This window comes from Pseudomonas sp. AB6 (genome assembly GCF_034314105.1).
Taxonomy (GTDB): Bacteria; Pseudomonadota; Gammaproteobacteria; order Pseudomonadales; family Pseudomonadaceae; genus Aquipseudomonas.
This window is the reverse complement of the sequence record NZ_JAVIWJ010000001.1, coordinates 3,050,924-3,065,618: the sequence shown is the minus strand read 5'-3', so window position 1 is coordinate 3,065,618 and position 14,695 is coordinate 3,050,924. Positions and strand designations below refer to the sequence as shown.

Sequence of the window (14,695 nt, the reverse complement as noted above, 5' to 3'; positions counted from 1 at the left end):
ACTGGTCAGCCAAAAATTTGGTAATTGAGTCTGTTGCGCATATTGTCGATCAGGGCGATGGGCCGCCGCTGAACTCTTTGTCGCGCAGAGCATCTTTAGCGCAGCAAGTTTTAGCGTATTGCGCGTCAGCAATCCAGTGTTGCTCGCGGATTATGCCGGGGATCGATGGTTTTAGCTAAAGTCACTCTGCAGGCCGCAATTAAAAGTATTTCAAGGGAGCAAAGAACATGCAAACACCACGGGGCTACGGCTTCAGTTGGTCCATGACGGCGCTGATGCTGCTGAGCACGTTGCTCGCGGGTTGCGGTATCAACAACATCCCAACCTATGACGAGCAGGTTAAGGCCGCGTGGGCTCAGGTGCAGAATCAATATCAGCGGCGTGCCGACCTGATTCCCAATCTGGTGGAAACCGTTAAGGGCTACGCCAAACAGGAGCAGACGACGTTAACCGCCGTGATTGAAGCGCGGGCCAAGGCCACGTCTATTCAGATTAACGCCAGCAGCTTGAACGACCCGGAAAAGCTAAAGCAATTCCAGCAGGCTCAAGGTCAACTGACCAGTGCGCTTAGTCGATTGATGGTGGTGTCGGAGCGTTACCCGGACCTTAAATCCAACCAGAACTTCCTGGCGCTACAGTCGCAACTGGAAGGTACTGAAAACAGAATAAGCGTAGCGCGCAAAGATTTTATTGCCTCGGTCGAGCGCTATAACACTGAAATTCGCACGTTCCCTGGCCGTCTTTGGCACAGCGTGATTTACAGTGATTTGCCGATTCGCCCCAACTTCGACGCCACTACCGAAGGCGCTGACAAATCCCCGGAAGTGAAATTCTGATGCGCGCCTTGCGGCTTATTGCGCTTGGGCTGCTATTGGCATGCACCACGGTTGCGTCCGCCGCACTGGTGTTTCCGTCTTTGACTGGACGAGTGGTCGACAGCGCTCAACTGATCGACGGGCAAACCAAAGCACAGCTGACGCAAATGCTCCAAGCCCATGAACAAACCACCGGTGAGCAGGTGGTGGTGGTTACATTGCCTAATCTGCAAGGCACCAGCATTGAGGATTACGGCTATCAGCTGGGGCGGGCATGGGGCGTGGGGCAAAAAGACAAAGACAATGGTGCGCTGCTGATTGTGGCCCGCGATGATCATAAGGTTCGGATCGAGGTTGGCTATGGACTTGAGGACCGTCTGACCGATGCTCAGTCTTCTGTGATCGTCAATCAGATCATCACCCCGGCGTTCAAGGCCGGTAACTTCTCTGGCGGGATCAGCCAAGGGACTGAGGCGATGATTCAGGTGTTGGGCGGCAACCCGTTGGCGGAGCCTGCTGCAGATCTGGCCGGGGAGAACGACTCCAGCGACGTGCCCCGTGACTTTTTGTATGTGGGACTGTTTTTGGCTTTCATCTTTATCAATATGCGTTGGGGCGGTGGTGGGCGTTTTGGTGGCGGAGGTGGTTTTATCGGCGGTGCTGGCGGTTTCGGAGCAGGTGGTTCCCGATCAGGTGGCGGCGCAGGTTTCGGCGGTGGCGGCGGCAGCTTTGGCGGCGGAGGGGCCTCTGGCAGTTGGTAGTTAAGGTAAAGGACAATTTGTCATCCATGTATCAGCGAGTGATTCACCATGTCTTTACTGAGTAACGACGAACAACGACAAGTGGCCGAAGCGGTCAGCCGGGTGGAATTGAAGACCGATGCTGAACTGGTTACGGTGCTGGCGGCGAGGTCGGACGACTATGCTTACGTGCCGTTGATCTGGGCTGGGTTAGTGGCGCTGTTGGTGCCAGGTTTGTTGAGTTACGTCTCGGGTTGGCTCAGTGCGAATCAATTGTTACTGGGCCAATTCGCAACGTTTATCGTTGCGGCGTTGGTGATGCGCTTGCCGGTGATCACTACTCAATTAATTCCTGAGTCGGTTCGCCATTGGCGCGCAAGTAACCTGGCCCGTCGTCAGTTTCTTGAGCAGAATCTTCACCGTACGGTTGGCGCAACTGGGGTGTTGATTTTCGTTTCAGAAGCCGAGCGCTATGTGGAGATTCTGGTTGACCGGGGCATCAGCAGTCGGCTGGATGACGATGTCTGGAAAGCGCTGATTGATGTGTTTACCCAGCAGGTAAAAGACGGTGAGACGTTAAAAGGTTTTCTGGGCTGCATTGAAGCGTGTGGCGAGTTATTGGCCGATCATGTGCCCGTGACTCAAACACGTAACGAGCTGCCTAATCGGTTGGTGGTGCTGTGACAGGTGCCGCCTCATGGCCTGGAGCCAACTTGTTGGCGAAGATCCCCCGCGATTTGTCAGGCACACCGCCTCGCCAGCCAGTTGACTTCTACAGACACCGCCAATCGCCGTCCGCTAATTAAACCAACCCATCTTCCCCAACCCGCCTAAAATACTGGCCTTATTATTTTCAGCCCGCCCGAGGCGCTTACCGATGTCAGTTACTGCAACCTCCACCCAGCCTGCGCCGGATCACCGAGCACAGTTTTTGAGCCTGCTAGACACGAGTCTGTCGCAGAACTCGTTTATCAAGCTGGTGCTAGCTAAGTACGTCGGCGCTGAGGCGGAGTTGCAGCGGATTATCATCAAACTGACGACGATTAGAGAGCTGCCGCACTTGTCGTTCGTCTATCGCTATAAAACCCGCGACATCACCAAGAATTTCTTGCTGGCCGAGGGCGTCGACCTGGTCGCTGGGTTGCTGCCTGACGCGTTCAAGAACGCGCACTTGTTATCGCTCACCGATGAAGTGCAGTTGGAATACGGCAAAAAAGGTAAAAGCACCCTGTTCAAAAGCAAGGCGCAGCAAGAACGCGAAGCGCCGTCGGCTGAGCATGATCGGGAGAAAAAGCGCTACCTGGAATTAAGCCGACCGTTTCTGACGGACTTGGGCGTGACGAATAAACAGCATGAGCTGATCCCGGCCATGTCGCGTAAATGGAAGCAGATCAACAAATTTATCGAGGTGTTTTCCCACGCCTTGAGTTCATCACCGCTGGCGCTTGATCAGCCGATCACAGTCGCGGATTTCGGCTCGGGCAAAGGCTATTTAACCTTCGCTATCCACGATTACCTGCGCAACACCTTGCAAGCCGAGGGTCAGGTGACTGGCGTCGAGTTGCGCGAAGACATGGTGATGTTGTGCAACACCGCAGCCGAACGCCTGGAGCATCCCGGCCTGGTGTTCCAGCACGGTGATGTGCGCAGCGTGGCGCCTAGCGCGCTGGATGTGATGATTGCCTTGCACGCGTGTGACATTGCCACTGACTACGCGATCCACATGGGCATTCGCTCCGGGGCGTCGATCATCATGTGTTCGCCGTGCTGTCATAAGCAGATTCGTTTGCAGATCCAGAGCCCGACCCTGCTGCGGCCGATGCTGCAATACGGTTTGCACATGGGGCAGCAGGCGGAAATGGTCACTGACAGCTTGCGCGCTTTGCTCCTTGAGGCCTGTGGCTACGAGACCAAAGTGTTCGAGTTCATTTCGCTAGAGCACACCAACAAGAACAAAATGATCCTCGCGGTCAAGCGCGTCGAGCCGCTTAAGCAGCCCGAGTTGTTGGCGAAGATTCAGGAATTGAAAACGTTCTACGGCATTCAGGAGCACTGCCTGGAAACCTTGCTCCAGGCAGACGGCTACATCAACTGATCAGATGCGGATCGCTTTGGGCGCAATGACGGTAGTCTTGCGCCCGAGCATCACGGTGCCGATGACACCGGCCGCGAACAGCCAAGTAATGGGCTCAATATGTTCACCGAAAAACAGCGCCGAGAAGGCGATGGTGAAGAATATCTGCAACAACTGAACCTGACTCACTCGCGAAATACCGCCCTTGGCCAGACCGGCGTACCACGCAAAGAAACCGATGAATTGCGAGAAAATTGTTACGTACGCAAACGCCCACCACGTGCCAGTCGATATTGGCCCCTGATGTTGCAGCGCGAGGTAGATCACTGGTCCTGCCAGCAGTGGGGCGGACAACACTAGCGCCCAACAAATGACCTGCCAGCCACCCATTTCCTTGGCCAGTCGGCCACCTTCGGCATAACCCAACCCACCTACGGCAATCGCCGCCAGCATCCACAGATCGCCCGCCTGGATGGAACCGGCGCCACTGATCAACGCATAACTCAACACCAAGGCACTGCCCAGCGCTGCGCAGGCCCAGAAGGCTTTTGAAGGTCGTTCGTGTGATAACCATGCCGCGTAAATCGCCACGATCAGAGGTTGTAGGCCGTTTACCAGTGCGCCGTGGGAAGCCGGCAGGGTTTTCATTGCCCAAGCGGACAACACCGGGAAGCCGATGATGACCCCCAGACTCACCAGGCACAGACCTTTGACTTGCGCCCAGGTCGGCCAATGTTCGCGACGGATCAGCAGCAGAAGTGCGGCCGGTATCGCCGCCAACAGCGCTCGGCCCAAACCGTTGAGAAGGGGATTCACTTCCTGGACCACGATGCGGGTCATGGGCAGTGTCAGGCTAAAAATAATCACCCCGATCAGGCCCAGGGCCATGCCGGTGTTTTCGCGAGAGGACATGATAAAACGCGCCTTGTTATTGGATTTATAGACAGAGGCGATCATCTAGCCACAAACCCAAGGCGAACGCCCTCACAGCTATCGAGAGATTTGTCCGTACAGTTTTGATCAGTGGAAAGCGACGATCAGTGCCTGGAGTGTGTTGGTTTCGGCGAAGGCAGGGGGGTGTTCAATCCCTTAATCGACACGGACAAGGCCGGGTCACCCAGTGGGTGGGTCTTGGCGTCATAGAACTTCAACGTTACCCCTTGCCCAGCAAAGAGGCTGCTGTAGTGGCGCTTCTGTTGCTGAATAAAGCCCTGGCTGCGCGGGGCTATGGAGAAAGCAATGGTCTTGGGATTCGCCAGCTTGATCGCATCAACAATGTGCGCGTCTTGCTTGCCCAGTGCGTGGCCAAAAACGCACAACGCATCTTTAGGGTTGGCCAGTTGCGCATGGCAGAAACCCAAGTAATCGGTATGCCGGATCATTTTCATTTTTTGTGCGCTGCTGTCTTCGCTGATGAAAATCGGTACATCGTCCAGCGCGTTGATGGCAAAACTGCCGAGCAGGGTGCTTTCCGATGACAGCAACTTGCGCACGCTGCCATCCAGGTTTTTTACTAAATGCAGCCCTCCGTGCAGGTACAGCATGCGCGTGGTGTCGGCGATGGATCGGGTGGGGTCGAAGATGGCGTCATCGTCGAACAGGTCGTTGAATTTTTCCGGAGACTGCATCACCGCCCAAAAGCACAACAAATCATAGTTGGTGGAAAACACGGTCCGGTATTGGCTGAGTTCCTGATTAATCCGCAGCAGCGATTTTTCATTCACCAAACGCCACGGAATGTGGACCGAACGCACGGCGTGGATCAACGCTTCTTTGATGGCGAAGTAGCGATTGCGGGGCGAAGACGAACTGATGGTTAGCGCCGCATTGACGCGCATGGCGCTTTTGAGTGCACTCAAGACTGGCTCGAAGTTACGAGTGTCCAAAGCGTTGAACACCGCAAGTTCGGTATGGCTCAGGGGTTTGTTGCGGGTGGTCTCGGACTCTTCGAAGAGCGAGTAGTAAGAAAAATTCTTCCAGACCGCCACGCTCGCGCCGTTGCCGACCAGCAAATCGGAAAACGGGGTGGTCGCTTGCAGCTCATTCCACTCTGCAAGCTCAGCGTCAAAATCCGTGAATTCCATAGTTTCTGTTCGTCGCCATCAAGTCGGGAAAGTTCAGGGGCGGGACTTTATCACGCCAACCGCTCAAGACCGGACGGCTATTGCGCCAGATCAATATCGACGCCTGGCAATCGGAAGATGCTGCAAGCATTCGCCCGGCCGGATGCGCCAGCAGGGTTTCTGTGCAAAGGATTTTCCATGAGCAGCACGTTCTTCATCCCCGCCGTGAACATCATGGGTATTGGCTGCATGACGGAAGCGATGACCGCCATTCACAACTTCGGTTTGCGCAAAGCATTGATCGTCACCGACGCCGGGCTGGCGAAGGCTGGCGTGGCAGACACCATCGTCGGGTTGTTGGCCGCGCAAGACATTGACGCGCTGGTTTTCGATGGCGCACAACCGAACCCTACGGTTGCTAACGTTGAAAAAGGCTTGGAGCTGTTAAACGGCGGGCCTCAAGGAGTTGGGGGTCAAGGAAAATGATATTCCGACCCTCGCCGCCAATGCCCTCAAAGATGCTTGCGGCTTTACCAACCCGCGCCCGGCGGACCAATTGCAGATCGAAGCCATCTTTCGCCACGCCCTTTAATTCTTTCAGAGGCCAACCATGAGCATCACTTCCAGCACCATTTGCGACGCCGCCGACCAGCTTAAAGGCTTCGTCGGCTATCACCACAAAGCGAACCGCTACATCGTCCGTTTCAGTGAAGACTCGTTTGGTATGGACGTCACGGATGACAGCATTACTCCTACCAACGAGTTTGTTTGGTGCAGCGGCGATGGACAGCTAATGACACTTAAGCGTGAGTCGGTGAGGTTGCTGCTGGAGCAGAACATCGACGACCGTTTGAACGTCACGGAGCCTTTACGGGTTTACGTGCGGCGGATGGATCTGCCAGAGATAACGGCAATGCGGCAATTAAAAGCGGGCTGAGTAGGCCGCGTTGGCGGTCTATAACGACGGAACTTACCGACAAGATGCCGCAAGTGAGCGAGTAAGCGGTACTAAAGCAGTCGGACGTTAGGTGACGGCGGACTCGCTAAAGGTACTGAGATGGAGCGGGTGAAGGGAATCGAACCCTCGTTATCAGCTTGGGAAGCTGGAGTAATGCCATTATACGACACCCGCTTTTCGCGGCTGACTTTGTACCAGAAGTCGCTTCTGAACAAAAGTGCTAATTTCTTGATGGGTGCATTTCAAGCAAATCTACATCTCCATATTCGCTTCACAAGCGCACAGTCCACGCCCATCCAAAACATTCCCTGCAGAGATCCCCTGCAACCTAGATGAGGCGATTCTCAAGGGGAATGGCACTTTGTTTTACAGTGCGAACGCATGGTGGTTCTGTTCCTGGTGGTACCTGAAACGCTTAGGCGCAGCTTCTGGTTTCAGAAAACTCAACAGGGCTTTTTGCGAATCGCTGCAGGCGGTTTTGTGTTCCATGTCCAGAAAGTGCCCGGTGCTTTGCAGGGTTGTGAACTGGCAATCCGAAACGTGTTGGCCGAAGAGCCTGGAGTCGGCCGCAGCGGTGTATTCATCCCACTCGCCATTGAGAAATAGCACCGGCACGTCGATGTTTTGCGCCGCTTTGAGGTAGCACAGTTGATCGATGCACAGCACTTGGCTGATGTGAAAATGCATTTGCACGTACTCGTGGATATCGAGCGTGCTGACGTGGCGGTAATTGAAGCGTTTGAACAATGACGGCAGGTGCTTGCCAATGGTGTTATTCACCAAATGGCCGACCTCATGCCGGTCAAACGCGCCCAAGTGCCTGATGCAGCGTTCTAGGTAGTCGCGCATGTGTACGTTGACCACGGGGGAGAACGAACTGATGACGGCTTTTTCGATCTGCCGTGGACGATGGGCGAGGGCAATCAGAGTGGCTGCACCGCCCCACGAAAATGACAGCACGTGTTCGGCGGCAAAATGGTCGATCAGCTCAAGAAGGATCTGGCCTTCCAGCTCTTTGGTCAGCGGTTTGCGGTGCATGTTGTGGGCTTTAGATTTGCCTGCATAGGGTTGGTCGTACAGAACCACGTTGAAATGCGGGTATAGGTTTCGGGTGGTTTGGGCAAAGGACGCAGTGGTGGCCATCGAGCCGTTGACCAGAATAATGGTCTTTTCTGCGGCATCTGCGCGGTAGAACTCCGTGTAGACCCGGAACTGACCTTGTAGATCAAGCACAGCGATTTCTGGCCTCATGACGACTCACTCCTGGCGTAGAACAGGTATGCGCGCAAACGAGCTTGCACGAGCTTCATGACAGGTAGGCATACGCCTGGAAAACCGGGGCCCATGTCAATCCGACAAGATCTGGTCGACAGGTATTTTTATTGGAGGGCTGTTTGCCGGGGCGGAACCAGAGGTTCTCGTCTCGTCAAAAGTTTCTTGGAATGGATTTGTGACTGCTCAGTCACATGCGGACTGACGTTTGGATTCAAGCAGGCTCGACGATACCTCGCAAGTGATGTTGGTAAATTGTTCGACACCTTCTGCTGAACGGTAGGCCAAGTTCATATCGCCTGTATTTCTGCAATGCTCAGAGGGCGGTACTCACCGGGCGCCAACTCAGGGTCCAGGCGCAACGGTCCCATGGACTCGCGATGCAGCCGCACCACTTTGTTGTCGAAGTGGCCGAACATACGTTTGACCTGATGATAGCGCCCTTCGACGATGCTCAAGCGTGCGCTGCACGGGCTGATTAGCGTCAGTTCGGCGGGCTGCGTGGTGAGGTTTTCGAAAGCGAAATAAAAGCCTTCGGCAAACTTCTGTACGTAGTCCGGGCTGATGAGGTGCTCAGTTTCGACGTAGTAGATTTTTGCGATTTTGGTCTGCGGTTGTGTCAGGCGCCTGGACCACACGCCGTCGTTGGTGATCACCATCAGCCCGGTGGTGTTGAAGTCCAGCCGCCCGGCAATGTGCAGGTCGTGTTTGTCAGACTCATTGAGTAGGTCCAGCACGGTTGAATGTTGCGGATCAGCCGTCGCGCTGACGCACCCCGGTGGTTTGTGCAGCATGAAGTAACGAGCGGGCTTGCCGATCTGTAGAACCTCGTCATCGCACTCAACACGGTTGAATTCGCGAACTTCGTGAAGAGGATTGCTAACGGTTTGCCCGTCGACTTTGATTCGCTTGCCAACCAATGCAAAGCGCACGTCTTTGCGACTGAAGCGCGGCAGATTGCTGAGAAATCGATCCAGTCGCATGGTGACTTAGTGGTCTGATTTCGACGTTTCGTCGACATTGGCCAGCGCGCAGCGCGGGCATAAGCACGCTTGGTTGCGCAGCTGTGGCGGCAACGCTTCAAGTATTCCCGGTTCAATGGTTACGGAAAAACACCAGCATGGTTGCGCCGCCGTGCGTGGGTCGGCCAGGGTGCAACTGTTACTCAGACCGCACATGGGGCAGGTCGATCCGTCGATCCTGTCAGGACTATTCAACATGAGGAAGCGCCGTTTCTATGCACGCCTGACTTCGGTCGCTGTCGGTTGCCTTGAGCGGGAACTCTTCGCCGCCCCAGCGACAAATGATATCGGACCGACGCAGGCGGCTTTCCAGAACCACCAGCGTCATGACCGATGAGCGTTGTGAATTGAAGGTGATGTGACGAAACATGACAAATCCGTTGTTGAGCTAAATCCAATAGGAAGCGGCATGCTAGCGTGTCGCCGCCCTATAACGCTATCGAGTTCAAGGGCCAGGGCTAGGCGGAGCCGTGTTAATAGGGGCCGTATAAGTCGGTGACAGGCGCAACGCGGCGCTGATGGCGGAACAGCGACAGTGCAGCAGTAAAATTCGGTCGTAATGTATGCCGTGTTCGGACAGTGATTTGAACAAGTCTTGTAGGGTTGGGTGAGCCATGGCGAAGCGATTTCTGACTGTCAGTACATCCATCGGCACAGCAGGCAACTGCGCGCCACGCCAAGGGGACTGATTTGAGTTGCGCACCACGTGGCTGATGTCTTGATAAGTCTCGCCGTGGGTGCCCTGAAATTTTGCCAGGCTGTAATTCTTGATTCTGCCGGGTAATGAGGTCCCCGCCATGAGCCTGTCGGTAACAGCAAAGGGCGGCATCGTGCCAGCCGCTGGGTGGTTGCCGGCGGCGTTTAGCACTGAAAAAGGTCTGACCTGCTGGCCGACGACCCGATGAAGCGCCGGATCAACAAGCTCTGAGCCGTGGGGCGCAAAGGTTCTGAGTTCGGTGCCGTTGGGGATCGGTGTAGTCTTTGTCCAGGGTAAATAGTAGCCATGAGTGCTGACGACTAAGGTTCTGGCTTGTCTTTGGTCAGATGTCCATAGCAGAAACTTGCGATCAAGTTTCCAGACCTGGACCGCTGAGGTGCCGAAGATTTTATTCCCTGGAATTGCCCAGGTTTTCATCAGGCGGGTGGTATTGAAAAATGCTTGAAGCGTGGTTTTTCGCGGATTGACGCACCCCCTGAGTAATAAACTAAACCGTGGTAAATACGACGAGGTCAGAACTGCCCCGGCTCTCAATAACGTTCTCGGTCGCACGACTGCGCTCAGCGCACGAAGTAAGCCGTGAGCGAGCGGTGCTAGTTGAAACAGCCCAAGCGACAGCGTAGTAAGCACCGCCAGGCGTTTTTCGGTGTCTCGGTGTCCGGGTAAATTCGCTGTCTTAATGCTCAGATAAGCTGCGCCGGCATGCGCCAATACTGAAGCCACCCTCGCCGGAACCAACAGTAGCGATAGGGGTTCCAGCAGTAGCCGCAAATGGTTGATTTGCTGCATCCAGTAACGAAGCGTGATTTCTTCCGACGTTACAATGCAGTCGTTTGCGTCTGCCTGATGATTGCGCGCGAGTGTTTCCCGCATAAAAACAAACGGTGAAGAAGTGAGTGTCTGCTCACACAACGTTTTGGCTTTTGCTTTATGCAGATGATCGGCATAGATCACGTCGGTCCATGGGCGCAACAACGTAACTGGCGGTTCAGGGAAACGTTGGCCAGCCCAGATCTCCAGGACATAGATGAGCTTTTGATGCTGGTTCACCGGGACGTAGTTCAATAAAGTGGTTCGCCACAGTTCATTCCCCGCAGCTTTTACAATGTGTTGAATGAGTTCATCACGGCTGTCGAGTTCGACGAATGTCTGGGCCTGTCCGGCTTGATACAGCACTCTGCGCGGATTATTGGCCTTAAAGAACACCAACAAACCTGCGCAGCGTTGGCAGTGCTTACTTTCAGCCAGCGCTGGTTGTAGATAAAAGCCCAAGCTTTTGCAGCGGATATTCGAAGGGGCCGTTTGGCTTGGCGGATACTCCAAGGCCTCCACTAACATGTCAAACCCGACCCGCGATACATGGCCCATCTTGAGAGCGATCACAAGTTGCGTAATTAACGTGGTAGCGAGCGAGCGCTCGATAGTTGCCGCGTGTTTTTTCCAAAATCCGTTCAACCGGTTGGTCATCAAGGGCAGAAAGTCGATGTCTTTTATAAGGCTTTCAACGGCGTCAGGTGAGAGTGGTAGTTCAGTATCTTCAGCCTGTATACCTTTCCCTGAGGGGTCTGAATAGACCACGCTGCGTGCACCGTTATCGAGATAACCCACGGGACGGTCAACCCTATAGTTGCAGAGCAACGCACGGGTCAAACTGATTGGGGTTTCGTTAGGTACATGCACAAATGTAACTGGCGCATGGGCGCTGCCTAGTGGTGAGGTCGAGCTGCCACGGACGTAGCGAATGAACACGGTATCGGGGGAAAGGTCTAGCTGATGACGCTTGATCAGGGCGTTGCGCACCAGGCGGTGGGCAACTTTTTCCGGGTGGGGTATTCGCTTTGAAACGTCAGGCTGTTGCCACAGATCAATGACGCTGACCAAGGCCAGGCCGCGCTCGACATCCTTGAAAAGTGGTTCATCATCCGCGTCGTCTAATTCCGAAAATGTCCCGGAGCGCAGATCGGTAAGTGCTTCCAGCGAGAACGCCTTTTGGGCTGCCGTGAGCGCTGCAAACAAATCGCCGTCCACTAGGTTCGCGCTGAGGTTAGGGTTGTCCTGCAGCGGAACGCCATCCACCAATGGCGCAAGCCAGGCGCAGCCGTTTAGTGCTTCGAGCTGCTTGGCGGTGCTGTGATTCTGCTCATCGTCGATATATTCAATGGTCGTAGGAGCGTTTCCCAGGGTGTGGATAAAACAGTGTGAGGTGACCTTGGACTTCAGCTGAAAAATGCCCGGGATGGTCCGTCCGTTCAGTGAAAGTAGACTGATGGCTGCGCGTTCGCCGCTCGTCGGCTGTTCAAGTTCTGCAAGCGTTGTGGGAAACCGATCCAGGCCCAAGGCGCCGAGCGCCAGAGTGTAGCCCTCCAGCGTTATTTTCTTTTTTATGTATTGCCGGGATAGGCCATCGACGAACGAGAGCTTGGCAAGGGCGCAATACGTCGCTTCATGGTGGGCCCAGAACTGTTCGACGAGCTGGCAATAGTTGTGCTCCCACCGCGCCGTATAGATGAATTCGATCAGTGAACCAATGGTGAGCAGGGGGGTTGATCCGAAGAGTGGGCGATCCGCTTCGACACATTTGATCAGCGCGAGAAAACCGGCGGGTTCGAGCGACGCTAAGACGATCTCGGTAAGGGAGAGCTGCAATGCATAGTGTTCATGGCCATCAACCTGAATTTCAGGATCGGTCTCGGTGCTAAAGCGGACGTACAACTCATCGGGTGAGGGGAGTTTTTCAGCGTTGTCGATTGGCCCGTTGTCCGCTAGAAACCGCACCAATTGTTGTCGGATGTAAGCTTTGGGGGAGGGGGGCGAGTCCAAGTCCATTTGCCAGGTTTTCAGGCTCAGTACTGAACCCGAAAGCAGTTTGGCGGCCGGTGTTTTCCTGCGCAAGATGAGTCGTTGGATGTTCAGCGCTTCAGCGGGGGCCGCATCAGGAGCCTGCTCAGAGGATTGAGTCTGAAAGTCGTCGGTACGAACCGGCTCATCGGGCTCATCGAACGGCGACACAGAGAAGGCGCCAGACGAAGGAAGCGTGTCTTTGCGCTCATGAAGACGGTTCGGTAGTGCATCGGTCGCGTTCCACTGTTCATTCATGACGGTTGTTGATCCGGACGGAAAGGGCCTCACTGTGCCGGAGAAATTTCGTCCTGATCGGTATCTATGTAACGACCGGCAAAGGAGCGACCCCCTCACCGGTTTTTTCTAATTAAACTCTGGCGTTAGCACGCAGGTAAGCCCTCCATCCGCCTAAATGGCTGATGTCTGTGGCGCCTTCCAGACCATAGGGTTCGCAGATGAATCCACTCTCCCAGCGGCCATCTTCCAGCTGAACTTTTCCTAGCCCTAGCGGCGCCGAAATGCCGGTAAGGAACGAGCCCAATTCGAGACTTGGTAACTCCCAGACCTCCACTGCAATGGCTACGCCGCCTTCCTCGACCCGAAGCATGCCTGGGCGAAACGGAGGACCACCCGCTAACGCGTAAAGCTTATAGTCAGCTGAACTGTAAGTGACTTCCAGCAAGCGCGCGCCGCGTTGCCTGAGTTGCCCGTTCAGCACCAAACCCTCCATGTGTGCGCCACAGACCACCAGCCGCGACTTGTCGTTGCGTGCGGTTGTCGCGGGAGCAGAAAGGTTGAGTGAGTTATGGCCGATCACGCGTACATCTGTCTGCCGTTGCAGGGCATCGGCGAGGCTTAGCAAGTATTGATCGGTGAAGACTCGGCCAACCAACGTCACGCCCCACGGCAGGCCGCTCTTCATGAAGCCGCTGGGTACAGCGACGGCCGCGTAGTCCAGCAGGTTGACGAAATTGGCGTAGTAGCCCAGCTCCGAGTTTCGCAGCACCGGCTCCTCAGCCAGTTCGGCCAGCGTCACCGGACGAGGGATAGAAGGGGTCAGCACGCAGTCGAGATGTTCTAGCGCGTTGTCGCACAGCGCTTTGAGTGCTTGTAGCTGGTAGTGCGCACGGAACGTTTGCACGCCGTCGACGGTGGGTGCTTTGGCCAATACTGCCCGGATGATCGGCAATACAGCTTCGGGGTGGCTCTCTATCAATTGGCCCGCCACGCTGTAGCGTTCGGCTACCCACGGGCCGTTGTAGAGTAAAGCGCCCGCTTCCAGAAATGGCGATAGGTCAAGGGTCACGGCTTCCCCGCCCAGTGCGATCAGATGCATGACGGCGTCATCGAACAGTTGCGGACCTTCTGTGCAGCCGAAAAACTCCAGATCCTGCTGACGCGGCACGCCGAATTTGAACGGTCTTGGTACGCCGAACGCTGACGCATCGTTCCACATTGGATTGCGGCGACTGTAGGCGTCGCGCGGGTCATGACGTGCGAGGAGGCCGAGCAATTGGCTGGCTTCGCGGGCGGTGGCGGTGAAGGTGCTGACACAGTCCAGTGTGCGGCAGGCTGGAGTCACGCCTGCTGTAGAGATCAAGCCTTTGCTGGGTTTCAAGCCCAGCAGGTTATTCAGCGCCGCGGGCACCCGGCCCGAGCCTGCGGTATCGGTGCCGAGGGCAAAGCTGGCAACGCCTAACGCCACCGCCAGCGACGAACCTGCGCTGGAGCCGCCTGATGGATAATCCATCGAAACACTGTTGGGGCAAGCTCCGTAAGGTGAGCGGCTGCCGTTCAATCCGGTGGCGAACTGGTCGAGGTTAGTCTTGCCCATGGGAATCGCACCGAGTGCGATCAGTTGCTCGACAATAGTCGCCGACGTATCCGGCGTATAGGTGAACGCCGGGCACGCAGCGGTGGTGGGGATACCGGCTAAATCGATGTTGTCTTTGATCGCGAATGGCACCCCGTACAGCGGCAGGTCTTTAAGGTTGCGACTTTCCAGCGCTGCCAGATACGGTTCCAGTTCCGCGATGCTTAGCAGATGAATGAACAGGTGATAGGTCGGGTTCAGCGCCGTAGCTTTTTCCCGAAGGGCGAAAACCAGTTGCCGAGGTGTCAGGGCTCCGGTTTGATACGCCGCACGGACTTTATCAAGACGTAAATCTATGAGTTGCTCAGCATTACCCATG

General features: G+C 55.4%; 13 protein-coding genes, 1 tRNA gene and 1 pseudogene. 6 read left to right on the top strand and 9 right to left on the bottom strand.

From position 1 onward, the window contains the following. Nucleotides 1–227: 227 nt before the first annotated feature. The 4 genes from RGW60_RS14465 to RGW60_RS14450 all read left to right on the top strand — a co-directional run bounded on the left by RGW60_RS14465 (nucleotide 228) and on the right by RGW60_RS14450 (nucleotide 3,650). Nucleotides 228–836: a LemA family protein gene (locus tag RGW60_RS14465; RefSeq protein ID WP_322205243.1), complete on the top strand. Its 609-nt coding sequence runs from the start codon at nucleotides 228–230 to the stop codon at nucleotides 834–836. After that, complete coding sequence (locus RGW60_RS14460; RefSeq protein WP_322205242.1) at nucleotides 836–1,576, top strand: TPM domain-containing protein; 741 nt, start codon at nucleotides 836–838, stop codon at nucleotides 1,574–1,576. Before RGW60_RS14465 ends, RGW60_RS14460 begins: the two co-directional genes overlap by 1 nt. Before the next feature lie 48 nt (nucleotides 1,577–1,624). Next, complete coding sequence (locus RGW60_RS14455; protein ID WP_322205240.1) at nucleotides 1,625–2,239, top strand: TPM domain-containing protein; 615 nt, start codon at nucleotides 1,625–1,627, stop codon at nucleotides 2,237–2,239. A gap of 193 nt (nucleotides 2,240–2,432) precedes the next feature. Then, entirely contained in the window at nucleotides 2,433–3,650 is a 1,218-nt protein-coding gene (locus RGW60_RS14450; RefSeq protein WP_322205239.1) for an SAM-dependent methyltransferase, read from the top strand. On the opposite strand, the gene RGW60_RS14445 is transcribed toward RGW60_RS14450, so the two are convergent. After that, a complete protein-coding gene (locus RGW60_RS14445; protein WP_322205238.1) occupies nucleotides 3,651–4,541 on the bottom strand; it encodes a DMT family transporter in 891 nt (296 codons plus the stop codon). It abuts the gene before it with no gap. Between the two features lie 125 nt (nucleotides 4,542–4,666). Next, nucleotides 4,667–5,713 (bottom strand): DUF4917 family protein, encoded by a 1,047-nt coding sequence (locus RGW60_RS14440; protein WP_322205237.1) that lies wholly within the window; start codon nucleotides 5,711–5,713, stop codon nucleotides 4,667–4,669. Nucleotides 5,714–5,890: 177 nt separating this feature from the next. On the opposite strand from RGW60_RS14440, the pseudogene RGW60_RS14435 reads away from it, so the two are divergent. After that, nucleotides 5,891–6,139 (top strand): annotated as a pseudogene (locus tag RGW60_RS14435) (iron-containing alcohol dehydrogenase); the annotation flags it as partial. A gap of 163 nt (nucleotides 6,140–6,302) precedes the next feature. Next, nucleotides 6,303–6,629 (top strand): DUF2025 family protein, encoded by a 327-nt coding sequence (locus RGW60_RS14430; protein WP_322205235.1) that lies wholly within the window; start codon nucleotides 6,303–6,305, stop codon nucleotides 6,627–6,629. A 121-nt stretch (nucleotides 6,630–6,750) separates the two neighbouring features. On the opposite strand, the gene RGW60_RS14425 is transcribed toward RGW60_RS14430, so the two are convergent. From RGW60_RS14425 to atzF, 7 genes are all read right to left on the bottom strand, one after another. Next, nucleotides 6,751–6,824: transfer RNA gene (locus RGW60_RS14425), tRNA-Gly, on the bottom strand. Nucleotides 6,825–7,016: 192 nt separating this feature from the next. Beyond that, entirely contained in the window at nucleotides 7,017–7,901 is an 885-nt protein-coding gene (locus tag RGW60_RS14420; RefSeq protein ID WP_322205234.1) for an alpha/beta hydrolase, read from the bottom strand. Between the two features lie 311 nt (nucleotides 7,902–8,212). Beyond that, a complete protein-coding gene (locus tag RGW60_RS14415) occupies nucleotides 8,213–8,905 on the bottom strand; it encodes a pseudouridine synthase (RefSeq protein ID WP_322205233.1) in 693 nt (230 codons plus the stop codon). 6 nt (nucleotides 8,906–8,911) lie between these two features. Further along, nucleotides 8,912–9,142, bottom strand: a complete 231-nt coding sequence (locus RGW60_RS14410; protein WP_322205232.1) for a cysteine-rich CWC family protein — start codon at nucleotides 9,140–9,142, stop codon at nucleotides 8,912–8,914. After that, nucleotides 9,132–9,314, bottom strand: a complete 183-nt coding sequence (locus RGW60_RS14405; protein ID WP_322205231.1) for a hypothetical protein — start codon at nucleotides 9,312–9,314, stop codon at nucleotides 9,132–9,134. The genes RGW60_RS14410 and RGW60_RS14405 overlap by 11 nt, the downstream gene beginning before the upstream one ends. Nucleotides 9,315–9,389: 75 nt before the next feature. Beyond that, nucleotides 9,390–12,758: a dermonecrotic toxin domain-containing protein gene (locus RGW60_RS14400; protein ID WP_322205230.1), complete on the bottom strand. Its 3,369-nt coding sequence runs from the start codon at nucleotides 12,756–12,758 to the stop codon at nucleotides 9,390–9,392. A 112-nt stretch (nucleotides 12,759–12,870) separates the two neighbouring features. Further along, nucleotides 12,871–14,694, bottom strand: coding sequence for an allophanate hydrolase (gene atzF / locus RGW60_RS14395; RefSeq protein ID WP_322205229.1), 1,824 nt, complete (start codon nucleotides 14,692–14,694; stop codon nucleotides 12,871–12,873). Nucleotide 14,695: the final 1 nt, after the last annotated feature.